This is a genomic window from Chelatococcus sp. KU-N122 (genome assembly GCF_055391085.1).
Map to the genome: position 1 here is coordinate 3,181,627 of NZ_AP043981.1, position 25,862 is coordinate 3,207,488.

Sequence of the window (25,862 nt, forward strand, 5' to 3'; positions counted from 1 at the left end):
GCTCCCGTCCGCTCAGGCCGTCGGCGCGAACGGCGCGTGGCCGACCAGGCGGCCCTCGCGGTCGAACACCGCGATCTCGAGCGCGATCTCGGGACGGGCGAGGGTGGCTGCCGCCGGCGTCCAGGCGGCCCACGCCACCAGGTCGCCGAGCGCGAGGCCCGCCGCCTGGGCGTGGCCGAAGGCCTCGGCGACGGTGTTCGATGCTTCGATCGCCGTCGCCAAGGCAGCCGAGCCGCCGCCGGCGCGGGCCAGCGCCGCGAGCGCCGGCATGTCCGCCCGCCCGCGCTTGGAGTGCAGGTCGAGCAGCCCTTGCGCCAGCTTGGTCATCTTGGCGACGCCGCCGGCGATGGTGACCCGCGGCACCGTATGGGTGCGCACGTACTTCAGCATGCCGCCGACGAAGTCGCCCATGTCGATGAGCGCCGTCTCCGGCAGGCCGTGCAGGGCTTGCACCGCCGCCTCCGAGGCGGAGCCGGTGGCGCCGGCGACATGGGAGATGCCCATGGCGCGGGCGACGTCGATGCCGCGGTGGATCGAGTGAATCCAGGCGGCGCACGAGAACGGGATGACCACGCCGGTGGTGCCGAGCACCGACAGGCCGCCGACGATGCCGAGCCGGCCGTTGAGCGTCCGTTCCGCAAGGCGGGCGCCGTCGGCGATCGAGATCTCCACCTCCACGTCCGCGGGCTGGCCTGTCGCCGCCGCGACCTCGGCGATGGCCTCGCGGATCATGCGCCGGGGTGCCGGGTTGATAGCCGGCTCGCCCGGGGCGATCGGCAGGCCGGGCCGCGTCACCGTGCCGACGCCGGCGCCCGCCTTGAACAGCACGCCGCTGCCGGCCGGCGCCGGCCGCACCGTCGCCAGCACGAGCGCGCCGTGGGTCACGTCCGGGTCGTCGCCGGCGTCCTTGACCACGCCGGCCGTGGCCTCGCCGGCGCCGAGGCGCGTCGTCGCCAGGGCGAAGGAGGGGCGCAGGCCGCCGGGCAGCGAGACGGCCACCGGGTCGGGAAATGCCCCATCGCCAAGCGCGGCGAACGCGGCCTTGGCGGCCGCCGTGGCGCAGGCGCCGGTGGTCCAGCCGCGGCGCAGCGGCCGGCCGCCCGGTGCTCCGGGCTCGGGCGGCGGAATGGCGGGACCTTCGCTCATGGCCGCCGTCATAGCAGAGGTGTGCGATGACTGCTGCCGCGACGGAGCCCCGCGCCCGCGGGCTGCTGGTCTCGGCGCCGCGCTCGGGCGCCGGCAAGACCACGGTGACGCTCGGCCTGCTCACCGCCTTTGCGGCGCGCGGCCTCGCCGTGCGGGCGGTGAAGACCGGGCCCGACTACATCGATCCCGCCTTCCACGCCGCCGCCACCGGCCGGCCGGGGCTCAACCTCGATACCTGGGCGATGCCGGCACCACTCGTCGAGGCGCTGGCCGACGAGGCAGCTGCCGCGGACCTCGTCGTGGCCGAAGGCGCCATGGGGCTGTTCGACGGCATCCCGGGCCGGCCCGGCCGCTCCGGGGCCCCGCCGACGTCGCCGCGCGGCTGGAGCTGCCGGTCGTGCTGGTGCTCGACATCTCCGGCCAGTCGCAGTCGGCGGCGGCCGTCGCCCGCGGTTTTGCCGGCTACGACCCGGCGGTGCGCATCGCCGGCGTCGTCCTCAACAGGGCCGGCAGCGACCGGCACATCCGTCTGGTGACGGACGCCATGCGAACGCTGGGCATGCCCGTGCTGGGCGCCATCCCCCGCGACGCGGCGTTGGCGCTGCCCGAACGCCATCTCGGCCTGGTGCAGGCCGCCGAGCACGCCGACCTCACCGAGCGCCTGGCGCAGCTCAGGGCGGTGGCCGAGCGCCACCTCGACCTCGACGCCATCCTGGCGCTCGCCCAGCAACTGCCGGACCTGGGCGCACATGCCCCTCCGCTGCCGCTGCCGCCGCCCGGCCAGCGCATCGCGCTCGCCAGCGATGCCGCCTTCGGCTTCATCTACCCCCACGTCCTCGCGGGCTGGCGCCGCGCCGGGGCCGAGATCGTGCCGTTCTCGCCGCTCGCCGACGAGCCGCCGCCCGACCAGTGCGACGCCTGCTGGCTGCCCGGCGGCTATCCCGAGCTGCATGCGGGGCGGCTCGCCACGGCCGAGCACTTCAAGGCGGGCGTGCGGCGGTTCGCCGAGACGCGGCCCGTCCACGGCGAGTGCGGCGGCTACATGGTGCTCGGCCAGTCGCTCGCCGATGCGGACGGCCTTCCGCACGCCATGCTCGGCCTGCTCGGCCACAGCACCAGCTATGCCCGGCGCAAGCTCAACCTGGGCTATCGCGAGGCGTCCCTGCGGACGGCCGGCGTGCTCGGGCCCGCCGGCGCGGTGGTGCGCGGCCACGAGTTCCACTATGCCGTCGTCGCCGACGCGGGCACCGATGAGCCGCTCGCCGACCTCGCGGACGGCGAAGGCCGCCCTCTGGGCGCCGCCGGCGGCCGGCGCGGCCACGTCTCCGGCACCTTCTTCCACGCCATCGCGTCGGCCTGACATGCGGGCGCTCGCCGACATCCGGCTATGCCTGGCCTTCTTCACCCGCCTGCCGGTCGCGGCGGCAACGTCGCCCAGTGATCCCGCGGGTGAGGGGGGCTTGCCGCATGGCGCGGCCGAGCAACCTCAGCCAGCGTCGAGGCGGTTGGACCCCACCCCCACCAGTCCCTCCCCTTTGGTCGGGACAGCCTCCCCACAAGGGGGAGGCCGTTCGGCAGCGGCCCCACCCAACTCTCCACGCTCGCAAGCCGAAGCTCCTCCCTCCCCCACGAAGTGGCGGGGAGGGGCAGGGGTGGGGGGTGGTTCAGCCGCTTCTACGCTGTTCGGCAAAGGCTGATGGCTTCAGAGGCGCCATTTGATCGGCCGCCCGATCTCGCGCAGGCGATCTGGGCGGCGCCCGTTGCCGGCCTTGCCGTCGGCCTGATCGCCGGGCTTGTCCTCCTCGCCGCGCACGCGGCCGGTGCGCCGCCCACGGTCGCCGCCGCTCTGGCCCTGGGCGCCGGCGTCCTCGCCACCGGGGCGCTGCACGAGGACGGCCTCGCCGATGTGGCCGACGGCTTCGGCGGCGGCAGGACCGCGGCGCGCAAGCTGGAGATCATGCGGGACAGCCGTATCGGCACCTACGGTGTCGTGGCGCTCGCCCTCGTCCTGCTGCTGCGCTGGTCGGCGCTGACCGCCGTCCTCGCGGCCCATGGGGCCGGTGCGGCCATCGTGGCGCTCATCGCGGCCCACGCGGCGAGCCGCGGCCTGCTGCCGGCCATGATGCGGACGCTGCCCCGGGCGCGCACCGACGGTCTCGCCGCGCGGGCCGGCTCGCCCGGCGGCGGCACCGCGGCGCTGGCGCTGGGGCTCGGCGCCGCGGCCCTGCTGCCGCTTGGCCTCGCCACCTGGCTGATCGCGGTCGGCCTATTGGCGGGCTGGGCGGCCGTGCTGGCGTGGCTGGCCCTGCGCCACATCGGCGGCCAGACCGGCGACGTCCTGGGCGCCCTCCAGCAGGGGGCCGAGGTGGCCGTGCTCTGCGCGGCGAGTCTCGCCCGTTAGGCTCGGCTCATGGGCTTGAACCGCCTGCGCTCGAGCTGCCTCATGGCAAGGATGGTCCGGCGCGCAGATCGGCGGCCCATGCCCCTCCAGCCCGTCGATGATCGGACAGTCGGAGCGGCCGTCGCCCTCGCAGCTGTCGGCCAGGTGGCGCAGCACGCGCAGCATCTCGTCCAGGCTGGCGCGCTGCGCCTCGAGCTCCTCCACGTGGGCGAGCGCGATCGCCTTGACCTCCGCGTTGCTGCGGCCGCGATCGCCCCAGAGCGCCAGCAGGGTGCGGATGCGCTCGATCGGGAAGCCCAGGTCGCGCGCGCGCCGCACGAAGCTCAGCCGGTGCACGTCGCTGACGTCGTAGTCACGATAATTGCTGTCGCGCCGCGCCGGCGCCGGGATGAGGCCGATCTGCTCGTAGTAGCGGATCATCTTGGCGGACACGCCGGACCGTGTCGCGGCTTGGCTGATGTTCATGACGGGGCACTCGGACAACGGGCTTGACCTTCCCATGATGGGAAGGTGCACGGTCGTTTGCAAGAGAACCGGATGAAGATGAGGGCCCCCATGGCCGACCATAGCAGTTGCTGCAGCGCGCACGCCGCCGCGCCAGCCCCCGCCGCGGCGATCGATCCCGTCTGCGGCATGAGCGTCGATCCCGCGACCGCCAAGCATTCCGCCGAGCACGCGGGACAGACATACCATTTCTGCTGCGCCGGCTGCCGCAGCAAGTTCGTCGCCGAGCCGGACCGCTACCTCGCCGCCGGCGCCAGCCACGCCGCCGCGGGTGCCCATGGCCACGGTCACCATCACCACGGGTCGGCGCCGGCGGCGAAGTCCGTGCCGGCCGGCACCATCTTCACCTGCCCGATGCACCCGGAGATCCGCCAGGTCGGCCCGGGCTCGTGCCCGATCTGCGGCATGGCGCTGGAGCCGGAGGTCGTGTCGCTCGACGATCAGCCCAATCCCGAGCTGGCCGACATGTCCAGGCGCTTCTGGATCGGCCTGGTGCTCACCCTGCCGGTGTTCGTGCTTGAGATGGGCGGCCATCTGTTCGGCTGGACCCACGCCATCGGCGGCAGCCTGTCCAACTGGATCCAGCTGGTGCTGGCGACGCCGGTAGTGCTGTGGGCGGGCTGGCCGTTCCTGGTGCGCGGCTGGGCGTCGCTCACGTCCCGCAATCTCAACATGTTCACCCTGATCGCCATGGGCACCGGCGCCGCCTGGGCCTATTCGGTGGTGGCGACGCTGGCGCCCGGCCTGTTTCCGCCCGCGGCGCGTGCCCACGACGGCAGCGTGCCGGTGTATTTCGAGGCGGCGGCGGTCATCACCGTGCTGGTGCTGCTGGGCCAGGTGCTGGAGCTCCGGGCGCGCGAGCGCACCGGCGGCGCGCTCAAGGCCCTGCTCAACCTGACGCCGAAGACGGCCCGGCGCATCGCCGCCGACGGCACCGAAGCGGACGTGGCGATCGACGCCATCGCCGTCGGCGACCGGCTGCGGGTGCGGCCGGGCGAGGCCGTGCCCGTGGACGGCGAAGTGATCGACGGCCGTGCCGCCGTCGACGAAGCGATGCTCACCGGCGAGCCGATGCCGGTGACCAAATCGGTGGGCGACAAGGTCACCGGCGGCACCATCAACCGCAGCGGCGGCTTGGTCATGGTGGCCACCCACGTCGGCCAGGAGACGATGCTGGCGCGCATCGTGCAGATGGTGGCCCAGGCCCAGCGCAGCCGCGCGCCGATTCAGCGCCTCGCCGACCGGGTGGCCGGCTATTTCGTGCCGGCGGTGATCGCAGTCGCGGTGCTGGCCTTCGCCGCCTGGATGATCTGGGGCCCGGAGCCGCGCCTGAGCTACGCGCTCATCGCCGCCGTCGCCGTGCTCATCATCGCTTGCCCGTGCGCGCTGGGGCTCGCCACGCCGATGTCGATCATGGTCGGCGTCGGCCGCGGCGCCGCCGCCGGCGTGCTGGTGAAGAGCGCCGAGGCGCTCGAGCGGCTGGAGCGCGTGGATACGCTGATGATCGACAAGACCGGCACGCTCACCGAGGGGCGGCCGGCGCTGACCGAGGTCGTGCCGACGCAGGGCTTCACCGCCGACGAGGTGCTGCGGCTCGCGGCCAGTGTCGAGCGGGCGAGCGAGCACCCGCTGGCCCGCGCCATGGTGGAGGGGGCCGAGGCCCGCAAGCTTGCGCTTGCGGCCGTAGCCGGCTTCGAGTCGCCGGCGGGCAAGGGCGCGCTCGGCACGGTCGAGCAGCGCCAGGTCGCGGTCGGCAGCGCGGCCTTCCTGGCCGAGCGCGGCGTCGACACCGGCCCGCTGACGGCGGCCGCCGAGGGGCTGCGCCGCGATGGCGCCAGCGTGGTCTTCGCGGCCGTCGACGGCCGCCTCGCCGGGCTGATCGCGGTCGCCGATCCGGTCAAGCCGACGACGCCGGCGGCGCTCGCCGCGCTCAAGGCCGAGGGCATCCGGGTGGTCATGCTGACCGGCGATCATCGTGCCACCGCCGAGGCGCTCGCCGCCAGGCTGGGCATCGACGCGGTGGAGGCCGAGCTGCTGCCGTCGGACAAGGCGGCGGTGGTGAGCCGGCATATGGCCGCGGGCCAGGTGGTCGCCATGGCCGGCGACGGCGTCAACGACGCGCCGGCGCTGGCGGCGGCGGACGTGGGCATCGCCATGGGCTCCGGCACCGACGTCGCCATCGAGAGCGCCGGCATCACCCTGCTCAAGGGCGATCTCGCCGGCATCGCCAAGGCCCGGCACCTGTCGGAGGCGACCATGCGCAACATCCGGCAGAACCTGTTCTTCGCCTTCATCTACAACGCGGCCGGCGTGCCGATCGCGGCCGGCGTGCTCTATCCGCTCTTCGGCCTGCTGCTGTCGCCGGTCATCGCCGCGGCCGCCATGTCGCTGTCGTCGGTGAGCGTCATCACCAACGCCGCCCGCCTCGGCCGGCTGAAGCTGTAGCGCCCGTACGCCGTCAGCCGAACTCCGCCCGCAGGGCGGCGCCGTCCGCGTCGAGCGCCGGCACGCCGTCGGCTGCGAGGATGGCGCCGTCGTGCAGTGCTCCCGGTGCCAGCATGCGCACGGGGCCGCCGGGCGTGGCGACCTCGATGAAGCGGGCCTGGGCGTGCGCGGCCAGGTCCGCCAGCGCGTTGATGCGCCCGTAGGCGATGCGCGCCCGCTCCATGCGTTCAACCACCTCCTGGCGATCGAGGGTGGAGAACACTGCGTCGATCTCGGCGTCGAGGGCCGGGCGGTTGGCCACGCGCAGATTATTGTCGGCAAAGCGCGGGTCCTGCGTGAGCTGCGCCTTGCCGAGCACGTCGCTGCACAGCTTGGCCCACTCCCGCTCGTTCTGGATGGAGAACAGGATCGCCTGGGCGCCACGGCAGGCATAGGCGCCATAGGGGGCGATGGTGGGATGGTTCAGGCCCATACGGGCCGGCGTGTGGCCGCCGTAGGCGAATTGCAGGAACGGCACGTTCATCCAATCGGCCAGCGCATGGAACAGCGACACCGATACGTGCCGGCCGAGACCCGTCCGGCCGCGGCCGATCAACGCCTGCAAAATGCCGTTCAGGGCCGTCATGCCGGCGGCGATGTCGCAGACGGACACGCCGACGCGGCCGGGGCCGGCGGCGTTGCCGGTGATCTCGGCCAATCCCGTCTCGCCCTGCACCAGGAGGTCGTAGGCCTTGAGGTCCTTCAGCGGCCCGTCTTCGCCGTAGCCGGTGATGGTGCAGGTGATCAGGCGGGGGTTGTCGCGCCGCAGCTCGTCGGGATCGAGCCCCAGGCCAGCCATGACGCCCGGCGCGGCATTCTGGATGAAGACGTCGGCCGTCCCGATCATGCGCCGCAGCAGGGCGATGTCGCCGGCATCGCGCAGGTCGACGGCGATCGATTGCTTGCCCCGGTTCAGCCAGACGAAGTAGCTGCTCTGCCCCTGTGCGTAGCGGTCGTAGCCACGGGCGAAATCGCCGTCGCGACGCTCCACCTTGATGACCCGGGCGCCCGCATCGGCCAGGCGCGAGGAGGCGTAGGGCGCCGCCACCGCCTGTTCGACCGAGACCACCAGAATGCCGTCGAGGTCTTGCATGAGTCAGCCCTGTCTGCTCTGTCCCCGCTGCGCTGCGGCCGCTGCGGCCTACCGCGAAGGACGCGCCCGGATTCACAAGTCCCCACCGCCCGCATGGCACGCGCCGTCACTTGCGTCAAAGCGGGGCCGTCGTCGCGCCTTCGCCGTCCCAAAAATCTTCAGGCGCCGGCGAATTGATGTATATTGGCGGCTCGTCGAGTGCGTGAGGGACGTCGTGTCTATCATCAGATTTGTCGCCGTGGGGGCTGGCTTGGTGCTGTCGTTCGCTGCGGCGGCGCAGACCAACCCGAGCGCGCCGCGGGTCAACAACGGCCATCTCCAGCCGACCCGAGACTCGGTGATCAACGCGGAGCGTGCCGACAACATCAACGTCAAGCGCAGCAATTCGCGGCAGCTCAACGAGATCGACAAGGAAAACACGCGGATGAAGCGCCTGATGGGCAGCATCTGCTCGAACTGCGAGAACTGAGCGGCCGCGGCTGCCGCTGCGGTCGCGCCGCGCACGTCAAGTCGTCGAGCTGGTCGGAGAGCGCCGGGATGCTGGCGCTCTCTTTTTGTTTGCCGGCAAGTCAACACTGACGGCCGAACCTCGACCTCGGCGGCCGCATTGTCATAAAAGCTTTGGACGCTTATGCTTCCGTCCAACTTTAGTCAGTTAACCAGGGCCTCGTCGCAACCGTCCGAACGCCAAGGGAGCATACGCCTGCAATGCGCGACAATTGGCGCGAGAGCTGGCCGCCGGCTGCGGCAAAGCCCATGCTCAACGTCTTCAAGCCGTTGCTCCTTCCCTCTGCGCTGCGACCGGCGCCGAGGGCGGGGGCACCGATTCGCTTGCTGCCCGGCCTCGTGCCGCTGCCGAATCGGCTGCCCGACCAGGGAGGCCTCGATCCCTGCCTCGGCCGGCTCGGATCGCTCGAGGTGCGCCTCGCCACCACCAAGAAGGACATCAAGCGGGCCCAGCGGCTGCGCTACCGGGTCTTCTACGAGGAGCTGTCGGCGGTGCCGAATGCGGCGTCCATGCTGGCGCGGCGCGACATGGATGATTTCGACCCGATCTGCGACCACCTGCTGGTGCTGGATCACGCCGCCGACCGCAAGCCGTTCGCCCCGCGCAAGCCCAAGGTGGTCGGCACCTATCGCCTGCTCCGCCAGGAGGCCGCCGATCGCAACTTCGGCTTCTACACGACGGGCGAGTTCGACCTGCAGCCGCTGCTCGACCGCCACCGCGGCCTGCGCTTCCTGGAGCTCGGCCGCTCGTGCGTGCTGAAGCCCTACCGCAACAAGCGCACCGTCGAGTTGCTCTGGCACGGCGTGTGGACCTACATCCTGCACCATCGCATCGACGCCATGTTCGGCTGTGCGAGCCTGGAGGGCACGGATCCGGCGGAGTTGGAGCTGCAGCTCAGCTTCCTCCACCACTACGCCCGGTCGCCGGAGCCCTGGCGCATGAGCGCCTTGGGCAACCGCTACGTGGCCATGGACCGGCTGCCCAAGGAGGCCGTCAACGTCAAGCAGGCGATGCAATCGCTGCCGCCGTTGATCAAGGGCTACCTCAGGCTCGGCGCCAGCTTCGGCGACGGTGCCGTCGTCGACCGCCAGTTCGGCACCACGGACGTCGCCGTCGTCCTGCCGGTGTCCGGGATCAGCCAGCGCTACATCAACCACTTCGGGCCGTCGGCCAACCGGCACGCGGCGTAGCGATCCATGCCGCGGGCGGCCGCGTCATACGCGGCCGCAGCGCCCGGCGATAGGCCTCAGCGGCCCTCGCCGGCGGCGGCGAGGGCGTCGAGCCCCTCGCGGTAGGTCGGATAGGTGAGGGCGATGTCGAGGTCCCGGCGCAGGCGCCGGTTCGACACCCGCTTATTCTCGCCCCAGAAGCTGCGCGCCATGGGCGTCAGATCCGCCTCGGCGAACGCCACCTCCGGCGGCGGCGGCAGCCCGAGCAGCCCGGCGGCATAGGCGATCACGTCCTGCGGCGGACCGGGCTCGTCATCGGTCACGTTCCAGACGGCGCTGTCGGCCGCCCGGCGCCAGGCGGCGCCGACGGCCGCCGCGATATCGTCCACGTGGATCCGGTTGAACACCTGGCCGTCCTTCACCAGGCGCTTGGCCGTGCCCTCGCGCAGCTTGACCAGGGCGTTCCGGCCCGGCCCGTAGATGCCTGCCAGGCGGAAGACCTGAACGGATTTTCCCGCGGCTGCGCCGAGCGCCAGCCATTGCTGCTCCACCTCGACACGGCGGGCGTTGCGGGCGCTGGTGGGCGCCAGCGCCGCGTCCTCGTCGATCCAGGCGCCCTGATGGTCGCCGTAGACGCCCACCGTCGACAGATAGGCGATCTGCTTGAGGCGCGGCGCCGTCGAGATGGCGTCGGCATAGAAGCGCAGCACCGGGTCCCCCACCTGGTCCGGGGGCACCGAGACGAGCAGGAGATCGGCCGCGGCGACGTCCCGGCCGATCGCCGAATCGAATCGGGTCGCCACGTCGCTGCCGTCGAACAGATGGACGGCATCGGCAGGGAGGCCGGCATGCGCGGCGCGGGCGGGCGATCGCACCGTCCCGGCAACGCGGTCGAACACGCTGCTGGCGCGGGCGACATAGGCTTGCGCGGTATAGCCGAGGCCGAAGACGAAGAGCTGGGTCATGCGTGGCTATCGATCTTGGAGCGTCCAGAGTCCTGGCCGGGGTTGGTCCGGCCATGATGGTGCAGCGCCTCCCACTCCGCCCGCACGGTCTCGTCGGCGTCCCGGCCGCGCCGCGTCGCCACGGCCGCAACCGTTGCGGCGGGGGCGAGGCGGCCGAAGGCCCACACCGCCGCCCCCCTGACCAGGGCGGAGGGGTCGTCCAACAGCCGCTCGACAGCCTCCAGGAGGGCGACGTCGCCCGAATTCCCGGCGGCGATGAGCGCGTTGCGCAGGAACCGGTCGCGGCCGGTGCGCTTGATCGGCGTTCCGGCGAAGCGGGCGCGGAAGGCGGCATCGTCGAGGCTGAGGAGCTCGTCGAGCCGCGGCGCATCGAGATCCGCCTGCGCCGCCAGCTTGGCGTCGCGGCCGTCGCGGGCGAACTTGTTCCAGGGGCACACGGCCAGGCAATCGTCGCAGCCGAAGATGCGGTTGCCCATGGCGGTGCGGAACTCGTGCGGGATCGGCCCGGCGTGCTCGATGGTGAGGTAGGAGATGCAGCGCCGGGCATCGAGCTGGTAGGGCGCCGGGAAAGCCTGCGTCGGGCAGACGTCGAGGCAGCGGCTGCACGTCCCGCAGTGGTCGGCCATGGCTTCGTCGGGCGGCAACTCCGCTTCGCTGAGGATCACGCCCAGGAACAGCCAGTTGCCGAACTCGCGCGAGACCAGCACCGTGTGCTTGCCCTGCCAGCCGAGGCCGGCGGCGGCGGCGAGGGGCTTTTCCATGAGCGGCGCCGTATCGACGAACACCTTCACGTCGGCCCCGCTCTTGGCCGCCAGCAGGCCGGCGACCTGCTTCAGGCGGCCCTTCATCACGTCGTGATAGTCGCGCCCGCGGGCGTAGACCGAGATGGTGGCGCGGGAGGCGTCGGCGAGGCTGGCCAGCGGGTCGCTGTCGGGGCCGTAGTTGAGGCCGAGCACCAGGGCCGAGCGGGCCTTGTCCCACATCGCTTTCGGGCTTGCCCGCCGCGCGGCTGTGTCGGCCATCCACGCCATGGCGCCGTGATGGCCGGCGTCGAGCCAGGCGGCCAGCCGCGGCCCGGCCTCCGGGATGCTGTCGGCGGCCGCCACCCGGACGACGTCGAAGCCGTGGGCCCGGGCGCGGGCCACGACGGCGCGCTTCAGCGCTTCGCCGCTCAGAAGTCCAGGTCGGTGTAGATCGCCGCCGGCGCCATGCCGGGCACCGTGTCCTGCAGCAGTGGCCGGAATGACGGCCTCGACTTCACCCGCGCATACCATGCCTTCGCCGCTTCGTCTTCGCTCCAGGGGACGTCGCCGAGGTAGTCGGCGCAGGAGAGGTGCGCTGCCGCGGCGAGGTCCGCGTAGGTGAGCGTTTCGCCCGCCAGGCAGTTCCGCCGTCCGAGCAGAAAGCCGATGTAGCGCAGATGATAGCGCACGTTGGTGCGTGCCGCACGGATGGCGTTCATGTCCGGCGGCCCGCCGCCCAGGTCCGACGCCATGAAGCGCTTGTAGACCTTTTCGGTGACCAGGTGGCTCGATACCTCGTCGAAGAACTTGCCGTTGAACCAGTCGAGCAGGCGGCGCACCTCCACGCGCGCCGCCACGTCCTCCGGCAGCAGGCGGTTCTTGCCGAGCACCAGCCCGCGTGTTTCGTCGAGGTATTCGGAGATGGGAGCTGTGCCGGGCACGGCGAAGCCCTGGTCTTCCACCAGCACAGGGGTCGTCCCCGCCGGATTGAGGACCAGGAACTCCTCGCGCCGCTCCCAGGCGCGCACTTCCGTCAATTGCACGTCGCTGCCCATCTCGCCCAGGGCGAGCCGGATGAAGCGCGAATGCGGACAAAGCGGATGGTGATGAAGCGTCGCCATGCGGGCCGGGCGTGGATTACGTCCATGCGCCCGGATCGGTGCGATCCATCGGCATCAACGTCATCGAAAATCCAAGGGATGGGAGCACGATGTGGTCAAAGAGCCGTTAATCGCCTTCGTCGCATCGCGGTCCGCGTCGGGTTGGCTAGGAGCCGGTGGGGTCTGCTCGTCGCGATCTGGGGGGACGAGCGTCGGGAGCGTGCGCGGCCCGTATAGAGCCGCACCGGCTTGGCGACAACCGAATTCGCTGCCGGCAGCCCTGCACCCTCTGCAGGCATGGTGAACGCCGGGCCCGCCGGGAGGCGCATTCCGGTCACGCGGCTGCCGCTGCCGGCGCGCCTCGACGCTTTGGCGCCAACCATGCGTTGATCTCTGCATGGGGAGGAGTAGAAGGCGTGGGCCATTCCACACGCGCGCGCAGCCCCGCACGCGCGCACAGCCCCGCCGACGCGGCCCGACCGAGGCGCAGGCGCTCCGGAGCTTCCCGATGAATCTGTCCGACGCATTCGAGGCCATGGTCCTCGGTCTGGTCGAGGGCTTGACCGAGTTCCTGCCGGTCTCCTCGACCGGCCACCTGCTGCTGCTCGGCCACTTCATGGGCTTCGAGTCGAACGGCAAGACCTTCGAGGTGCTGATCCAGCTCGGCGCCATCCTCGCCATCCTGTCGGTCTACGCCCGCAAGATCATCGCCATCCTGACGGCGCTGCCGCACGATCCCGGCGCCCGCCGATTCGTCATCGGCGTCCTCGTCGCCTTCCTGCCGGCGGCCATCCTTGGGGCGCTGCTGCACGGCTTCATCAAGAACGTGCTGTTCAACCCGTGGGTCGTCTGCGTGGCGCTGATCGTCGGCGGCCTGGTGCTGATGATCATCGACAACGTCGACCTCGAGAAGAAGCACGACGACGCCCTGCGCTTCCCCTTGCCCATGTACCTGGGCATCGGCCTGGTGCAGTGCCTGGCCATGATCCCGGGCGTGTCTCGATCGGGCGCCACCATCGTCGGCGCCATGCTGATGGGCGCGAGCAAGCGCTCCGCGGCGGAGTTCTCGTTCTGGCTCGCCATGCCGACGATGACCGGCGCCTTCGCCTACGACCTGCTGAAGAGCTACAAGGATCTGAGCCTCCACGACGGCGCGCTGATCGGTATCGGCTTCGTCATGGCCTTCTTCTCCGGCCTGATCGTGGTGCGCACGCTGCTCGACTTCATCTCCCGCCACGGCTTCGGCGTCTTCGCCTGGTGGCGAATCATCGTCGGCGCCGCCGGCCTCGCGGGCCTGCTCGTCTTCGGCTGAGCGGCGCCTCTTCACGGCACAAGCGCGTCCTGCGCTTCTCCCTGATCTAGCTGCGCATGCGCGCGCCGGCGCGGGCTTCGCCCGGCGTCGGCGTCTTCGGCGTGAAGCGGCAGATGTCGTTGATCAGGCAGCGCCAGCAATCGGGCTTGCGCGCCTTGCAGATGTAGCGCCCGTGCAGGATGAGCCAGTGGTGGGCGTGCAGCTTGTAGCGCGCTGGCACCGCGGCCTCGAGCCCCAGCTCCACCGCCAGCGGCGTGCGCCCGGGCGCCAGCGGGATCCGGTTCGACACGCGGAAGAGATGGGTGTCGACGGCGATGGTCGGCTCGCCGAAGGCGACGTTCAGCACCACGTTGGCGGTCTTGCGGCCGACGCCGGGCAACTGCTCCAGGGCCTCGCGCGACCGCGGCACCTCGCCGCCGTGCTCGGCGATCAGGAGCTGCGAGAGCGCGATCAGATTGCGCGCCTTGCCCCGGTACAGGCCGATCGTCTTGATCAGGTCGCGCACCCGGTCCTCGCCGAGGGCGACCATCTTGGCGGGCGTGTCGGCCAGCTTGAACAGCGCCGGCGTGGCCTTGTTGACGCCGGCGTCCGTGGCCTGCGCCGACAGCACCACCGCGACCAGCAGCGTGTACGGGTCGACGTAGTGGAGCTCGCCCAGCGGCTCGGGATCGGCGGCGGCGAAGCGCCGGAACACCTCGTCGATCTCCTCCGGCGAGAGCCCGGGCGGGCGACCGGCCGGGGTGGCGGCCTGCCCGCTGGCAGCCGCCTTGCCCGTGCGTCCGGCCGCCTTGGCCGGAGCGGGCTTCCCCGCCGAGGAGGCCGGGGCTGCTGCCATTTTCCGCACGCCGGGGGACTTCTTTGCCGTCATGGGAGCGTTATGATGAACGGCATGACGAGCCGCAAGCAGGATCCGGGCGATGACGAACGCGTCTTCGCCGCGACCATCACGCCGCACCGGTCGCTCGGAGCCAATGCCTTTCGGCTGGTGATGGGCCTCGTGCTGCTGGCCAGCGTGGTGTCGAGCCTGCCCTTCGTCATCCTGGGCGCGTGGCCGGTGGCCGGCTTCTTCGGCCTTGACCTCCTGGCGCTCTACATCGCTTTTCGCGTGAGCTTCCATCGCTCGCGCGCCTTCGAAGAGGTCATCCTGACGCGCGTGCAGCTGCTGCTGCGCAAGGTGTCGCACCGGGGCGAGGCGGCCGAGTGGCGCTTCAACCCGCTGTGGACGCGCCTCGACCGCGACAACGATCCCGAGTTCGGCCTGCAGCGATTGGCCGTCGTGTCGCGCGGCGAGCGGGTGCCCATCGCCCAGGCGCTGTCGGCGCCCGAGCGCGAGACCTTCGCCGACGCCCTTGCCCATGCGCTGGCCCGGGCCAGGCGCGGCGAGTTTCAGTAGCCCTTGCACAGCCGGCTGGCCGGCGCCTGTTGCTGCCGATCGCGCCCCCCGGCGCAGGCAGGGGAGGCGCCCAGCGGCCGGCATCATGATGGGAGCAAGTCCAAACCATGACCATGAACGTGTCGGCGGCCGTCGCCGCCCGCATCTCCGTGCGCGCCTTCAAGCCCGAGCCGGTGCCGGCTGCCGTCGTTCGCCAGATCCTGGAGGCTGCGTCCCACGCCCCCTCCGGCGGCAATTTGCAGCCCTGGCGCGTCTATGCGCTCGCCGGCGCGGCGCTGGCCGAGCTGAAGCGCCAGGCAACGGCCAACCCGGCCGGCGAGGAGCCGGAATACGCCGTGTATCCCCCTGACCTGTGGGATCCGCTGCGCACCCGGCGCTTCGAATGCGGTGAGGACCTCTACGCCACCATCGGCATTCCGCGCGAGGACAAGCCGGCGCGGCTGCGCCAGCTCGCCCGCAACGGCGAGCTGTTCGGCGCGCCGGTCGGCCTGTTCTTCTGCCTCGACCGGCGCGTCGGCCCGCCGCAATGGGCCGACGTCGGCATGTACATGCAGACGGTGATGCTGCTCGCCATCGAGCGCGGGCTGGGCACCTGCGCGCAGGAGTACTGGGCGCGCTATCCCAAGACCGTGGCGGCGGCGATCGGCCTGCCGGACGATCACATGGTGTTCGCCGGCATGGCCCTCGGCTATCGCGACGAGACCGCGCCGATCAACGCGCTGCGCACGCGGCGCGACGCCTTCGACGTCTGGGGCGAGCTGCGCGGCTTCGACTGACGGGTGGCCGGGCGACGGACTCGCGGTCTGCCGTGCCGCGAGCCGAGCGCCCGTCGACCGGATCAGGGGGTTACGGCGCAGCCTCCCTTCACACCGTGACCACACTGGTTCCGCGGGTCGACCGCATTCGCGACAGACGATCATCGAATTTCCCCAGCAGCATGGCGGCTCGCTCAGAAATGATCCTCCACCAGCCTCGGAGAGGAATGATCATGCGCATGCTGACGACCTTGGCCACGAGCGCCGCGCTGTCCCTCGCGCTTCCGGTCTACGCCTACGCCGAGCCGCCCAGCACCGGCCAGGAGTCGAACCAGCGGCTCGCCGAGCGCATCCGAAACGTCACCATCATCGATGTCGCCAACCTGTCGCCGAAGCTGCAATCACAGGTGGCCACCGAGCTGGCGCAGACGAGCGATCAAGAGCTGGAGACGTTGCGTCGGACGATCGACGCCGTCCCACAGGCTTCGTCGGCGCTGAAGGAAAAGGGGCTCGATACGTCGAAAGTGATCGCCGCCGCGCTTGATGACGATGGCAACCTGACGCTGGTGACCAAGACGGCAGGGGCCTGACCCCTCACGCGGCGCAGCGGACAGCAGGGGCCGCGCGCTGACGGCATTCCCGATCACGTCAGGTCACCCGGTCGGGTCAAGGTGCCATCAGTTCTTTGCATCCGACGCGAATAGCTAGAATTCCTAAGCTAACGTCCTGATAAAATGGACTTATCCGATCGGATAGGCGCGCGAAAAATCTTTGAAGCCGGAGCGATTTTCTTTGGTCGGGCGGTTTCACCCGATCAGGGCGCGCTCTAAACCGGAAAGAGATCGGCGGGGACGAGTTGCGGACCGCGCGCGTCGATCCGGAGAAGGAGGACACCATGAAACTTGCATCGGAACGTGTCGAGCAAGCCTTGAGCCAGCTGGACGCGCAGGTGGTGCCCGACAACCATCCGCTGATGCGGCAGCTGAGTGACGTGTTCGGTGAGCACACGTTCTTTCTCAGCGCGGGCGGCCTGGCCATCGTGGAGCCCGACGAGCACGACGAACCAGGCGAAGAGACGGGACGGGTCGTCCAGGTGGCGCGTTGGAGCGACGAAACCCGAGCGGCCCTGGCGCCGCACAGGCCTGAATTCACGGGCGTCGTCATCGCGCTCGGCAACGCCGCATAGCCGCGTCTGGCGCTCGCGCCGGCTCATCCAATCCGAATTCAAGGAGTTGGAGCATTCCGTCCCGATCAGGTGCGTACATCTGATCGGGACATGCGCCAGCCCGCGGCCGTCAGAGCCTATCCGGTTTGGCCGAGCCGGCTGATCTCCGCGCGCGCCTCGTCCCCCTCGGGGATCGGGCGCCCGCTGTCACGCCACTCGACCGCGGCCTTGAAGCCGTGGTTCTGCGCGTAGCGTCGGAACCAGAGCCCCTCCGGGTTATGGCGGGTAATGCCGTCGAAGAGTGTCGCGAGCGTTTGCGTCTGCTCCAATCCCATGGTCTGCATGACCTGGTTGACCACCATCTTGTGCATGGCCAGGTGGCTCTTGGGCACGCCGGCGATGCGCGCGGCAAGCTTCATGGCGGCGCCGTCGAGCTCGTTCAGGGGAACGGACAGGTTTGCCAGCCCCCATTCGGCGGCGGTCCGGCCGTCGATCACATCGCCGGTGAACATCAGCTGCTTGGCTCGCACGGGCCCGAGCTTGAAGGTCCACATCGCGGTCGTCGGACACCCCCATACGCGCGTCGGCATGTAGCCGATGCGCGCATCGTCGGCCATGACGACGAGATCACAGCAAAGGGCGATGTCACTGCCTCCCGCGACGGCGGCGCCGTGAATCTTGGCGATGGTCGGCTTCGGGCAACGCCATAAACTCATGAAGTCGTCCGTATTCCGCTTCATGGTGGCAAAGTCGACGAGCGGGTCCCAGGGGAAGCTCTCCTGCTGACACGGATGGTCGATCGTCTGCTCCGCGGAGGCATTGAGATCGTAGCCGCCGCAGAATCCTTTGCCGGCTCCCTCGACGATGATGACATGGATATCGTCGTTGTTCTGGGCCCACTCGACCGCCTCACGGATCTCGCGCGGCATGACGTCCGTGATGGCATTCAGGCGCTCGGGCCGGTTCAGCGTGAGCCGGGCCACTCTCGCATTGGCGCTGTCGGGGCCTATCGTCAGGCTCGAAAAATGCGGCATAAGCTCCTCCCTTGGATGATTGGCAGTCAGCGTTGACTGTAACATGCAGAAGGGTACAGTCAACGCTGACTGTCGAAGGGAGCGCGCGGTGAAGTCGAGGCAAAGCACGTCCCGAGGCAAAGACGATGGCGGTGAAATCGGCGTCCGCGAAAGACTTCTGGAGGCGGCGGTCGACTGCCTGATCGATGTCGGCGTCGCCGGAACGACGACGCTCGCGGTGCAGCGGCGCGCGCAGGTGAGCAGGGGAGCGCTGCTGCATTACTTTCCGAGCCACGCGCTGCTGCTGGCCGCGAGCGTCGCCGAGCTGGTGCGGCGGAACGAGCAGGCCGTCGCGCGGTCGCTTGCCAATCTGGCCAGGCCGAAGGACCCGCTGGAAGCAGCCGTGAATGCGCTGGCCTTCGCCGCGCGCCAGCCCGCCTATCTTGCCGAGCTCGAGCTCTGGGCGGTGGCCAGGACGGACGCGGCGCTCAAGCAGACCTTGGTGTCCGCCGAGCGCGCCGCGCGGCGCGACATCGAACGGGTCTCTGCGGACCTGTTCGGGATGTGGGCCGATGCCGACGCCTACACCGAGGTGGTCACCATGACGCAGCACTTCGTGCGAGGATTGGCCATTTCGGAGAACCTCGGCAGCTCGGCAGCGCGGCGCAAGCGCCTCATCGGCGCCTGGACGGAGGCGATGCGGCTGATGCTCGAGCAGAGCGAAAGTAAAAGAAGCGCAAAGAGCTAGTTGGGCAATTCAGATCGTTTTCTAGTCTGCATCGAGGTCTTGTGTCTTTGAGCGGATGGATGGCCGGGTCAAGCCCGGCCATGACGCTGGAAACCTTGCGCCCGACCTTGATGCCGTCATGGCCGGGCTTGACCCGGCCATCCATCCTCTTGAAAATCAAACCGTCGCCGTGGCCCAAACGGTTCATCTCTGTACAGCATCACTGTTGCACATTCCTTGCAAACTGGCTGAAGCAGGCCACTCGTAACGTTGCCAAGTTATTTTGATACTTTGCGGGTCGGTTTGATCAAGTCGCGCGGCCCTCGTCCTCCCGCAGCATGCCGAGATGCCGCTCGCGGAAATCTCGCGGCGTCTGGCCGGTTCTCGCCTTGAAGAAGCGTGAGAAGTAGGCCGCATCGCGGAAGCCGAGCTCCTTGCCGATCTCGCCCACCGGCATGTGGGTGTAGATCAGCCAGCGTTGCGCCTCGACCATGATGCGGCGATGGATCAGCTTCTGCGGCGGCTCGCCGAACCGTCGCCGGCAGGCGGCCAGCAGCCGGTCCTCGGTCACGAACAGCTTGCGGGCATAGGACGCCACCGCCTGGGGCCGGCGAAAATCCAGCTCGATCAGATGCCTGAAGCGCTCCATGAGCTCGGTGTCGGCCGAGGGCGCGGCGGCGTCGCGGCTGCCGTGGTCGACGAGCCGGCCGGCCGCCACCAGAATGCGGATCAGCTCGGCTTCGATCGCCAGCATGCGCGCCGGCGCCGACCAGACGAACTCCTGGGACAGCGCCGTGAAGGCCTGCGCCAGCGTCTCGCAGGCGCTGCGGTCCAGCGCGTTCCGGCAGTGCGCGCGCTTCAGCAGCATGCCGATGAGCGTCTCGCCGCGCGAGATCTCGGCGACGAGGGCGGCTGCGACGGTGATCACCCAGCCGTCGGTGGTCGGCGCGAAGTCGAAGGCGTGGATGGCGTGCGAGGGCACGAACAGCAGCGCCGGAGGTTCGATCGCGAAGGGCGTCCCCTCGACGCGCATGGTGCCGCCGCCAGCCGTGACGAACAGGATTTGGTGCAAGTCCGCGTGCGCGTGGGGAGCGATCGTCCAGTCATGCTGACCGCTCCGAAGGCGGATCGGCTCCACGTGCATGAACCGTGGCTCGACCTCACGCGTAGGCTCGCCATAGAGAAAGTGGCGCTCGATCGGGATCTGCTGGTTCATAGAACTGACCATTCGATAACTGGTCCGCCAAGGAGGCAGCACGGGAAAAGTGCAATTTTTTTCGGCTTGCGTCCATTGCGTCCGGCCCGCCAGCCGATAGCTTCACCAGCAGATCGCCGCGCCCCGGCGCGGACGCGGTCGAGACCGCCCGACAGCCGCATCGTGCGGCCACTCATCGTGCGGCCACTCATGGGAACAGGGATGGAACGCCAGGACGCCGGCGCGTCGAGCTGCGACGTGCTGATCATCGGCTCGGGGGCAGGGGGCTTGTCGACGGCGATCACCGCTGCCAAGCACGGCCTCGACGTCATCGTCATCGAGAAGGACAAGTTCTTCGGCGGCACCACCGCCTTCTCCGGCGGCGTGCTCTGGGTGCCCGGCAACGCCCATGCCGCAGCTGCCGGCGTGACGGATACGCGCGAGGCGGCGCGCACCTACCTGAAGAACGAAACCGGCAATTTCTTCCAGCCCGACGCCGTCGAGGCTTTCCTCGACAAGGGGCCGGAGGCGCTCGACTTCTTCGAGCGCGAGACCGCCGTCAAGTTCGTCCTCTCGGGCTATCCCGACTACCATCCGGAGGTGGACGGCGGCGCCCAGATCGGCCGCTCGGTCACCGCCGCGCCGTTCAATGCGCGCGAGCTGGGGCCGGAGATCAAGCGGCTGCGTCCGCCGCTGGAAACCATCACTTTCATCGGCATGATGTTCAACTCGTCGAACGAAGACTTGAAGCACTTCTTCAAGGCCACCCGTTCGCTCACGTCCGCCGCCTACGTCGGCAGGCGGCTCGCCAGCCACATGAAGGACCTCGCCCTCCACGGCCGCGGCGTCCAGATCACCAGCGGCAACGCCCTGGTGGCGCGGCTGGCCAAGACGGTGTTCGATCTCGGCATTCCCATCCGGACCGAGACCGAGGCCCGCGAGCTGTGGCGCGAGGGCGGCGAGATCAAGGGCGTCGTCGTCCGCGACGCCGGCGGGGAGCATCGCATCGCGGCGCGCCGGGCCGTCGTCCTCGCCAGTGGCGGCTTTCCCCACGACGAGGCGCGGGTGGCGCGACTCTATCCGCACCTGGCTCGCGGCGGCAGCCACCTGTCGCCGACGCCGGCGAGCAACACCGGGGACGGCATCCGCATGGCCGAACAGGTCGGCGCGGCGTTCGAGGAGCGCTATCCGGCGGCGGCGGCGTGGATGCCGGTCTCCAAGGTGCCACTGGGCAACGGCCGCACCGGCGTCTTCCCCCACCTCGTCGACCGCTACAAGCCGGGCATCATCGCCGTCAATCGGCGCGGCCTGCGCTTCACCAACGAAGCCAATTCCTACCACGACGTGGGGGCGGCCATGATCCGCGACGGCGAGGGCCAGGGCGATGCCGCCGCGTGGCTCGTCTGCGACCACGCGACCATCCGCAAGTACGGCCTCGGCTACGCCAAGCCGTCGCCTGTCCCGATCCAGCTCTACACACGCAACGGCTACCTGAAGACGGGGGCGACCCTGGCCGATCTCGCCCGGGCCGCCGGCATCGATGCGGCGGGGCTGGAGGAGACGGTGCGCCGCTACAATGCCGGCGCCGAGCGAGGCGACGATCCGCAATTCGGCCGCGGCTCGACGGCTTTCAACCGCTTCCTGGGCGACCCCGATCACCGGCCCAACCCCAACGTCGGGCCGATCGGCAAGGGCCCGTACTATGCGCTGCCGCTGCTCATGGGCGATCTCGGCACCTTCGACGGGCTGCTGACCGACACGGTCGGACGCGTCCTCGGCCACGATCGTCGCCCCATCCCCGGGCTCTACGCCGTCGGCAACGACCGGGCGAGCATCATGGGCGGCAACTATCCCGGCGCCGGCATCACCCTCGGCCCGATCATGACGTTCGGCTACATCACCGGCCGGCACCTGGCCGGGGTGGATCCATGAGGGCCGGCGCAGCCTCCGCCGTGGATGGAGCCGTCGTCAGGCACACGGCGCTCTTGAGCGAACCGACGAGCGTTGCGCCGCCGTGAGCGAGGCGGTGCCCCAGGACAACGAGACGAAACAACCCCCGGGAGGATGCTGAATTGACGATTGATCGCCGTACGTTCGTGACGGGCGCCCTGGCGGCCGCCGCCGCGACCCCTGCCACGCTGACCCGCGCCCAGGCGGCCAAGACCATCCGCATCGGCGTCATCACCGACATGTCGGGCGTGTACCGGGACGTCTCGGGCCCGACCACGGTCGCCTGCGCCCGCCAGGCGGTCGACGAGTTCTCCGCCCAGAACCCGGACATCAAGGTCGAGCTCATCGTCGCCGACCACCAGAACAAGCCGGACATCGGGCTTGCCGTCATCAGGCAGTGGTTCGACCAGGGCGACGTCGACATGATCGAGAATGTCGGCAACAGCGCCATCGCGCTGGGCAGCCGCGGCATCCTCGAAGAGAAGAAGAAGGCTGCCGTCATCACCACCGCGGGCAGCTCGGATCTGACGGGCAAGAGCTGCAGCGCCAACTGGGTGCACTGGTCCTGGGACTCCTGGTGCCTGGCGCATTCCACCGCGACGTCCCTGGTCAGGACCGGCGGCGACAAATGGTTCTTCATCACGGCCGACTACGCCTTCGGCCACGCGGCCCAGGCGGACGCGTCCAAGTTCGTGCTCGCGGCCGGCGGCAAGGTCGTCGGCTCGGTGAAGTATCCACTGGGAACGACGACGGATTTCTCCTCCTTCCTGCTGCAGGCGCAGAGCAGCGGCGCCAACGTGCTCGCCTTCGCCAACTCCGGCAGCGAGCTGATCTCGTGCCTGAAGCAGGCGCAGGAGTTCGGGCTGGAGAGCGGCGGGATCCGCCTCGCCGCGATGGTGGGCTACATCACCGACGTCGTCGGCATGGGGCTGCCGGTGGCCAAGGGCTTGTCGCTCACCGAGACGTTCTACTGGGATCTCAACGACCGCACCCGCGCCTTCATGGCGCGGATCAGGCCGAAGCTGCCCGCCGGCGTGTTCCCGAACATGAGCCAGGCAGGCGATTACGCCGGCGTTCTGCACTACCTCAAGGCGGTCAAGGAGCTCGGCGTCGAGCGCGCCAAGGCGTCCGGCCGCGATGTCATCGACGTGATGAAGAAGATGCCCACCGACGACGACTGCTTCGGTGTCGGCAGCATCCGGGCCGACGGCCGCAAGATTCATCCGGCCTACCTGTTCCAGGTCAAGGCGCCGGCAGACAGCAAGGGGCCAGGCGATGTCTACAACCTCGTCTCGACGTTGCCCGCGGACGAGGCGTTCCGCCCGATCACGGAGGGCGGTTGCGCGCTGGTCAAGACTTGAGGACAGCGAGCAGAGAACTTTGAAGTTCCTAGTGGATGGATGGCCGGGTCAAGCCCGGCCATGACGCGGGAAGGCTTGCGCCTTGCATTGATGCCGTCATGGCCGGACTTGATCCGGCCATCCATCCTCTCAAGACAACAGGCAACGCTCCGATTCAGCTTAACCGAATACAGGAGGTCCCATGCCCTTTGACAAGGCGATCGTCGACCTGCGCACCTACACCATCCGCCTGCGCGGCATGGCCGAGTTTCTCGACGTCTTCGACAGGCTGGCGATGCCGGTGCAGCTCAGGTACCTGGGCGCGCCGCTCGGTATGTTCACCAGCGCCGTCGGGCCGCTCAACCAGGTCGTCCATCTCTGGGGCTTCGACGACATGGGCGAGTTCGAGGCCCGCCACGCGGCCCGCGACAGGGACCCGGACTGGCCGGCCTACTTGCAGGCCTCCGCGCACCTGATCACGGCGCAGGAGAACAGGCTGATCCGGCGCGTCGTTCTGCCGTCCTTGGCCGCGGAGCGGACGCAGCATGGCTGACACCGATGCGGATCGTCTGAACCTGAAGGGACGCGTCTGCGCGGTGACCGGGGCCGGCGGCGGCCTTGGCCGCGCCATCGCGACCGGGCTCACCGCTGCCGGTGCCCGCGTGGCGCTGCTGGACCGCGATCCGGAGGCCCTCGCCGCCACCCGCGCGGCGATCGGGCCAGCCGATATCGAGCCGGTCACGATTCCCTGCGACGTGTCCGATGCCGCGAGCGTGGCCGCCGCGGCCGCCGCGAGCGAGCAGGTGCTTGGGCCCTGCGCAGTTCTGGTCAACAACGCCGCGCTGCTGCGGCCCGGGCCGCTCGCCACCTTGCCGCTCGCCGAGTGGAACACGCTTCTTGCCGTCAATCTGACCGGCTATTTCCTCTGCGCCCAGGCGTTCGGGCCCCAGATGCGGCAGCGCGGCGGCGGCAGCATCGTCCACGTGGCGTCCATCGCCGGCAGCCACGCCCAGGGCTTCAGCGGCGCCTATAGCGTCACCAAGGCCGGCATCGTCATGCTGTCGCGGCAGCTCGCCACCGAATGGGGGCCGGCCGGCATCCGCAGCAACGTGGTGAGCCCGGGCCTGGTGGTCACGCCGCTGAGCCAGCCCTTCTACGATGCGCCCGGCGTGCGGGAACGGCGCGAGGTGGTGGTGCCGCTCGGCCGCATCGGCATGCCGGACGACATCTGCAACGCCGTCCTGTTCCTGGCCAGCGACTGGTCGAGCTATGTCAGCGGTGACGAGATCACCGTCGACGGCGGCTTCACGCGCGCCCTGATGAACCTGATCCCACGGCCGGGCTTCGACGCGGGTAGCGCCGCATCATCCGTCTGAACCAGCGGGAGGGCCCATGAGCCAAGTCGCCTTGATCACTGGCGCAGCCGACGGCATCGGCTGGGCCATCGCAGAGCGGTTCGCCGCCGCAGGCTGCACCGTCGGGCTCGCCGATATCGACCTGGCGCGGGCGCAGGAGCGTGCGCAGCAACTGGGCTCCGGCCACTTCGCCTTCGGCGCCGACGTCGCGGACGAGGCCGCCGTCGTCGAGCTGATCGCCGATGCCGCGGCCCGGGCGGGCCGGCTCGACATCCTCGTCAACAACGCCGGCATCGGCGACAGCCATCTGCCGACCTTGGAACAGGGCGTCGACAGCTTCGACCGCATCCTCAAGGTGCATCTGAACGGCACTTTCGTCGCCTCCCGCGAAGCGGCGCGCGTCATGGCCGCCGCCGGCGGTGGTGCGATCCTGAACCTCAGCTCGATCGCCGGCCTCACCGGCCTGCCGCGGCGCAACGCCTATGGCGCTGCCAAGGCCGGCATCATCGCCATGACCAGGAACATGGCTTGCGAGTGGGCGAGGCTCGGCATTCGCGTCAACGCCGTGGCGCCGGGCTTCGTCGGCACCGCCCTGGTCCGCAAGCTCGAGGCGGCGGGGCGGGTCGATCGGGGCAAGCTCGAGCGGCGCATTCCGTTGGGGCGCCTCGCCGAGCCTGCCGAGATCGCGGAAGCCGCCTGGTTCCTGTGCTCACCGGCTGCGTCCTACGTGACCGGCTCGGTGCTCAGCGTCGATGGCGGCTGGAGCGCCTTCGGCGACGCGGGGGACGCATCGGCCGCGGGATAGCGGCGCCTCCGGCGCCTCGTCCTCAAGCCGGGCGCTTCCGGGCGCGGCGCGCAAGGGGCGTTACGGGCGGCCGCGGGCCGGCGGCGAGGCTGCCGATCGACGTCCGCCCTTCGCTCGACGACGCCCGTGTCGGGCGAATGGCGCAGCGCTCAGGCACCCTCGGCCGGCGTCGCCGCACGACCTCCCGGCGGCTCGGTGGGCAAGCTCGTGACGCTGTCGGGCGCCGGCTGGGCCGCGCCGGTCTTTGCCTCGGTCTTTGTCCCCGTCTTCTTGGCCCCCGTCTTCTTGGCCCCGTTGCGGCGGGCGTGGCGGTGGACAAAGCGGACAACCAGCTCCTTCAGCCCCTCGTCGTCGAGCAGCTCCAGCGCCTGTGCCGGCTCGACCCATCGGGCCTCGCGCTCGGCCGCCTCGGGCCAGGTGTCGAGCTGGCGCAGCACCGCCAGGCCAAACACGGTCACCTCGCATGGAACCGTGAGCCCGCTCTCCGAGAGCCGCTTGTCGTAGATGAAGCGCCCGATCGGCTTGGGGTCCAGGTGCCCTCTCACGCCGGCTTCCTCGAAGGCCTCGCGGGCGGCGGTCTTGGCCGGGGTCAGTCCCTTCATCGGCCAGCCCTTGGGGATGATCCAGCGCTTGGTGTCGCGGCTCGTGACCAGTAGAAACGCCAGCGCGGCGTCCGGGCCCGAGCGGTAGGGCAGCGCGCCGTACTGAATGCGCACCGCTTTGCTTTTCGCCATGATCC

Annotated in this window: 25 protein-coding genes and 2 pseudogenes; 17 read left to right on the plus strand and 10 right to left on the minus strand. The window is 70.1% G+C overall.

Annotation, left to right across the window (positions count from 1 at the left end):
- Positions 1 to 12: 12 nt before the first annotated feature.
- Positions 13 to 1,146: a cobalt-precorrin-5B (C(1))-methyltransferase gene (locus ACZ5PO_RS14245; protein ID WP_464194495.1), complete on the minus strand. Its 1,134-nt coding sequence runs from the start codon at positions 1,144 to 1,146 to the stop codon at positions 13 to 15.
- A gap of 26 nt (positions 1,147 to 1,172) precedes the next feature.
- On the opposite strand from ACZ5PO_RS14245, the pseudogene ACZ5PO_RS14250 reads away from it, so the two are divergent.
- The 3 genes and pseudogenes from ACZ5PO_RS14250 to ACZ5PO_RS14260 all read left to right on the plus strand — a co-directional run.
- Positions 1,173 to 1,271, plus strand: a pseudogene (locus ACZ5PO_RS14250) (hypothetical protein); the annotation flags it as partial.
- 110 nt (positions 1,272 to 1,381) lie between these two features.
- Complete coding sequence (locus tag ACZ5PO_RS14255; RefSeq protein WP_464196830.1) at positions 1,382 to 2,506, plus strand: cobyrinate a,c-diamide synthase; 1,125 nt, start codon at positions 1,382 to 1,384, stop codon at positions 2,504 to 2,506.
- A 336-nt stretch (positions 2,507 to 2,842) separates the two neighbouring features.
- Positions 2,843 to 3,547, plus strand: a complete 705-nt coding sequence (locus tag ACZ5PO_RS14260; protein WP_464194497.1) for an adenosylcobinamide-GDP ribazoletransferase — start codon at positions 2,843 to 2,845, stop codon at positions 3,545 to 3,547.
- A 93-nt stretch (positions 3,548 to 3,640) separates the two neighbouring features.
- Here ACZ5PO_RS14260 and cueR read toward each other — a convergent pair.
- Positions 3,641 to 4,012 (minus strand): annotated as a pseudogene (gene cueR / locus ACZ5PO_RS14265) (Cu(I)-responsive transcriptional regulator); the annotation flags it as partial.
- Positions 4,013 to 4,102: 90 nt separating this feature from the next.
- On the opposite strand from cueR, the gene ACZ5PO_RS14270 reads away from it, so the two are divergent.
- A complete protein-coding gene (locus ACZ5PO_RS14270) occupies positions 4,103 to 6,496 on the plus strand; it encodes a heavy metal translocating P-type ATPase (RefSeq protein WP_464194499.1) in 2,394 nt (797 codons plus the stop codon).
- Positions 6,497 to 6,509: 13 nt separating this feature from the next.
- Here the strand turns inward: ACZ5PO_RS14270 and ACZ5PO_RS14275 are convergent, their stop codons facing one another.
- Complete coding sequence (locus ACZ5PO_RS14275) at positions 6,510 to 7,628, minus strand: CaiB/BaiF CoA transferase family protein (RefSeq protein ID WP_464194501.1); 1,119 nt, start codon at positions 7,626 to 7,628, stop codon at positions 6,510 to 6,512.
- Between the two features lie 214 nt (positions 7,629 to 7,842).
- On the opposite strand from ACZ5PO_RS14275, the gene ACZ5PO_RS14280 reads away from it, so the two are divergent.
- The gene (locus ACZ5PO_RS14280; RefSeq protein ID WP_464194503.1) at positions 7,843 to 8,097 is read left to right on the plus strand and encodes a hypothetical protein; all 255 of its coding nucleotides are present in this window, start codon (positions 7,843 to 7,845) and stop codon (positions 8,095 to 8,097) included.
- Positions 8,098 to 8,384: 287 nt separating this feature from the next.
- Entirely contained in the window at positions 8,385 to 9,326 is a 942-nt protein-coding gene (gene olsB, locus ACZ5PO_RS14285; RefSeq protein ID WP_464196832.1) for a l-ornithine N(alpha)-acyltransferase, read from the plus strand.
- 56 nt (positions 9,327 to 9,382) lie between these two features.
- Here the strand turns inward: olsB and ACZ5PO_RS14290 are convergent, their stop codons facing one another.
- The 3 genes from ACZ5PO_RS14290 to ACZ5PO_RS14300 are packed head-to-tail and all read right to left on the minus strand — an operon-like array spanning position 9,383 to position 12,134.
- Positions 9,383 to 10,270: an SDR family oxidoreductase gene (locus ACZ5PO_RS14290; protein WP_464194505.1), complete on the minus strand. Its 888-nt coding sequence runs from the start codon at positions 10,268 to 10,270 to the stop codon at positions 9,383 to 9,385.
- Positions 10,267 to 11,415, minus strand: a complete 1,149-nt coding sequence (gene queG / locus ACZ5PO_RS14295; protein ID WP_464194507.1) for a tRNA epoxyqueuosine(34) reductase QueG — start codon at positions 11,413 to 11,415, stop codon at positions 10,267 to 10,269. The genes ACZ5PO_RS14290 and queG overlap by 4 nt, the downstream gene beginning before the upstream one ends.
- 26 nt (positions 11,416 to 11,441) lie before the next feature.
- The gene (locus tag ACZ5PO_RS14300) at positions 11,442 to 12,134 is read right to left on the minus strand and encodes a glutathione S-transferase family protein (protein WP_464194509.1); all 693 of its coding nucleotides are present in this window, start codon (positions 12,132 to 12,134) and stop codon (positions 11,442 to 11,444) included.
- Positions 12,135 to 12,621: 487 nt separating this feature from the next.
- Between ACZ5PO_RS14300 and ACZ5PO_RS14305 the strand changes: the two genes are divergently transcribed.
- Entirely contained in the window at positions 12,622 to 13,425 is an 804-nt protein-coding gene (locus ACZ5PO_RS14305) for an undecaprenyl-diphosphate phosphatase (protein WP_464194511.1), read from the plus strand.
- Positions 13,426 to 13,471: 46 nt separating this feature from the next.
- Here the strand turns inward: ACZ5PO_RS14305 and nth are convergent, their stop codons facing one another.
- Entirely contained in the window at positions 13,472 to 14,260 is a 789-nt protein-coding gene (nth, locus tag ACZ5PO_RS14310; RefSeq protein WP_464194513.1) for an endonuclease III, read from the minus strand.
- A 45-nt stretch (positions 14,261 to 14,305) separates the two neighbouring features.
- On the opposite strand from nth, the gene ACZ5PO_RS14315 reads away from it, so the two are divergent.
- From ACZ5PO_RS14315 to ACZ5PO_RS14330, 4 genes are all read left to right on the plus strand, one after another.
- On the plus strand, positions 14,306 to 14,818 hold the full coding sequence (locus ACZ5PO_RS14315; protein ID WP_464194515.1) for a DUF2244 domain-containing protein: 513 nt from the start codon (positions 14,306 to 14,308) through the stop codon (positions 14,816 to 14,818).
- Positions 14,819 to 14,925: 107 nt separating this feature from the next.
- On the plus strand, positions 14,926 to 15,594 hold the full coding sequence (locus ACZ5PO_RS14320; RefSeq protein ID WP_464194517.1) for a nitroreductase: 669 nt from the start codon (positions 14,926 to 14,928) through the stop codon (positions 15,592 to 15,594).
- Positions 15,595 to 15,806: 212 nt separating this feature from the next.
- A complete protein-coding gene (locus tag ACZ5PO_RS14325; RefSeq protein ID WP_464194519.1) occupies positions 15,807 to 16,163 on the plus strand; it encodes a hypothetical protein in 357 nt (118 codons plus the stop codon).
- Between the two features lie 305 nt (positions 16,164 to 16,468).
- Complete coding sequence (locus ACZ5PO_RS14330; protein WP_464194521.1) at positions 16,469 to 16,759, plus strand: hypothetical protein; 291 nt, start codon at positions 16,469 to 16,471, stop codon at positions 16,757 to 16,759.
- Between the two features lie 116 nt (positions 16,760 to 16,875).
- On the opposite strand, the gene ACZ5PO_RS14335 is transcribed toward ACZ5PO_RS14330, so the two are convergent.
- Positions 16,876 to 17,880 (minus strand): crotonase/enoyl-CoA hydratase family protein, encoded by a 1,005-nt coding sequence (locus tag ACZ5PO_RS14335; RefSeq protein ID WP_464194523.1) that lies wholly within the window; start codon positions 17,878 to 17,880, stop codon positions 16,876 to 16,878.
- Between ACZ5PO_RS14335 and ACZ5PO_RS14340 the strand changes: the two genes are divergently transcribed.
- Positions 17,861 to 18,499, plus strand: coding sequence for a TetR/AcrR family transcriptional regulator (locus ACZ5PO_RS14340; protein WP_464194525.1), 639 nt, complete (start codon positions 17,861 to 17,863; stop codon positions 18,497 to 18,499). The genes ACZ5PO_RS14335 and ACZ5PO_RS14340 overlap by 20 nt on opposite strands.
- Before the next feature lie 286 nt (positions 18,500 to 18,785).
- Here ACZ5PO_RS14340 and ACZ5PO_RS14345 read toward each other — a convergent pair whose 3' ends face one another.
- Complete coding sequence (locus ACZ5PO_RS14345) at positions 18,786 to 19,694, minus strand: helix-turn-helix domain-containing protein (RefSeq protein WP_464194527.1); 909 nt, start codon at positions 19,692 to 19,694, stop codon at positions 18,786 to 18,788.
- Positions 19,695 to 19,895: 201 nt separating this feature from the next.
- Between ACZ5PO_RS14345 and ACZ5PO_RS14350 the strand changes: the two genes are divergently transcribed.
- The 5 genes from ACZ5PO_RS14350 to ACZ5PO_RS14370 all read left to right on the plus strand — a co-directional run bounded on the left by ACZ5PO_RS14350 (position 19,896) and on the right by ACZ5PO_RS14370 (position 25,123).
- Positions 19,896 to 21,605: an FAD-dependent oxidoreductase gene (locus tag ACZ5PO_RS14350; RefSeq protein WP_464194529.1), complete on the plus strand. Its 1,710-nt coding sequence runs from the start codon at positions 19,896 to 19,898 to the stop codon at positions 21,603 to 21,605.
- 140 nt (positions 21,606 to 21,745) lie between these two features.
- On the plus strand, positions 21,746 to 22,984 hold the full coding sequence (locus ACZ5PO_RS14355) for an ABC transporter substrate-binding protein (protein WP_464194531.1): 1,239 nt from the start codon (positions 21,746 to 21,748) through the stop codon (positions 22,982 to 22,984).
- 181 nt (positions 22,985 to 23,165) lie between these two features.
- Positions 23,166 to 23,516: an NIPSNAP family protein gene (locus ACZ5PO_RS14360; protein ID WP_464194533.1), complete on the plus strand. Its 351-nt coding sequence runs from the start codon at positions 23,166 to 23,168 to the stop codon at positions 23,514 to 23,516.
- Positions 23,509 to 24,339, plus strand: a complete 831-nt coding sequence (locus ACZ5PO_RS14365; RefSeq protein WP_464194535.1) for an SDR family NAD(P)-dependent oxidoreductase — start codon at positions 23,509 to 23,511, stop codon at positions 24,337 to 24,339. The genes ACZ5PO_RS14360 and ACZ5PO_RS14365 overlap by 8 nt, the downstream gene beginning before the upstream one ends.
- Before the next feature lie 16 nt (positions 24,340 to 24,355).
- A complete protein-coding gene (locus tag ACZ5PO_RS14370) occupies positions 24,356 to 25,123 on the plus strand; it encodes a glucose 1-dehydrogenase (protein ID WP_464194537.1) in 768 nt (255 codons plus the stop codon).
- A 149-nt stretch (positions 25,124 to 25,272) separates the two neighbouring features.
- On the opposite strand, the gene ACZ5PO_RS14375 is transcribed toward ACZ5PO_RS14370, so the two are convergent.
- The gene (locus tag ACZ5PO_RS14375) at positions 25,273 to 25,857 is read right to left on the minus strand and encodes an NUDIX hydrolase (RefSeq protein ID WP_464194539.1); all 585 of its coding nucleotides are present in this window, start codon (positions 25,855 to 25,857) and stop codon (positions 25,273 to 25,275) included.
- Between the last annotated feature and the right edge of the window lie 5 nt (positions 25,858 to 25,862).

Coding starts and splice junctions, on each gene's coding strand:
- ACZ5PO_RS14245 (WP_464194495.1), bottom strand. CDS start 1,146: ATGAGCGAAGGTCCCGCCATTCCGCCGCCCGAGCCCGGAGCACCGGGC.
- ACZ5PO_RS14260 (WP_464194497.1), top strand. CDS start 2,843: ATGGCTTCAGAGGCGCCATTTGATCGGCCGCCCGATCTCGCGCAGGCG.
- ACZ5PO_RS14270 (WP_464194499.1), top strand. CDS start 4,103: ATGGCCGACCATAGCAGTTGCTGCAGCGCGCACGCCGCCGCGCCAGCC.
- ACZ5PO_RS14275 (WP_464194501.1), bottom strand. CDS start 7,628: ATGCAAGACCTCGACGGCATTCTGGTGGTCTCGGTCGAACAGGCGGTG.
- olsB (WP_464196832.1), top strand. CDS start 8,385: ATGCTCAACGTCTTCAAGCCGTTGCTCCTTCCCTCTGCGCTGCGACCG.
- ACZ5PO_RS14290 (WP_464194505.1), bottom strand. CDS start 10,270: ATGACCCAGCTCTTCGTCTTCGGCCTCGGCTATACCGCGCAAGCCTAT.
- ACZ5PO_RS14300 (WP_464194509.1), bottom strand. CDS start 12,134: ATGGCGACGCTTCATCACCATCCGCTTTGTCCGCATTCGCGCTTCATC.
- ACZ5PO_RS14305 (WP_464194511.1), top strand. CDS start 12,622: ATGAATCTGTCCGACGCATTCGAGGCCATGGTCCTCGGTCTGGTCGAG.
- nth (WP_464194513.1), bottom strand. CDS start 14,260: ATGGCAGCAGCCCCGGCCTCCTCGGCGGGGAAGCCCGCTCCGGCCAAG.
- ACZ5PO_RS14315 (WP_464194515.1), top strand. CDS start 14,306: ATGAACGGCATGACGAGCCGCAAGCAGGATCCGGGCGATGACGAACGC.
- ACZ5PO_RS14320 (WP_464194517.1), top strand. CDS start 14,926: ATGACCATGAACGTGTCGGCGGCCGTCGCCGCCCGCATCTCCGTGCGC.
- ACZ5PO_RS14325 (WP_464194519.1), top strand. CDS start 15,807: ATGCGCATGCTGACGACCTTGGCCACGAGCGCCGCGCTGTCCCTCGCG.
- ACZ5PO_RS14330 (WP_464194521.1), top strand. CDS start 16,469: ATGAAACTTGCATCGGAACGTGTCGAGCAAGCCTTGAGCCAGCTGGAC.
- ACZ5PO_RS14345 (WP_464194527.1), bottom strand. CDS start 19,694: ATGAACCAGCAGATCCCGATCGAGCGCCACTTTCTCTATGGCGAGCCT.
- ACZ5PO_RS14350 (WP_464194529.1), top strand. CDS start 19,896: ATGGAACGCCAGGACGCCGGCGCGTCGAGCTGCGACGTGCTGATCATC.
- ACZ5PO_RS14360 (WP_464194533.1), top strand. CDS start 23,166: ATGCCCTTTGACAAGGCGATCGTCGACCTGCGCACCTACACCATCCGC.
- ACZ5PO_RS14365 (WP_464194535.1), top strand. CDS start 23,509: ATGGCTGACACCGATGCGGATCGTCTGAACCTGAAGGGACGCGTCTGC.
- ACZ5PO_RS14370 (WP_464194537.1), top strand. CDS start 24,356: ATGAGCCAAGTCGCCTTGATCACTGGCGCAGCCGACGGCATCGGCTGG.
- ACZ5PO_RS14375 (WP_464194539.1), bottom strand. CDS start 25,857: ATGGCGAAAAGCAAAGCGGTGCGCATTCAGTACGGCGCGCTGCCCTAC.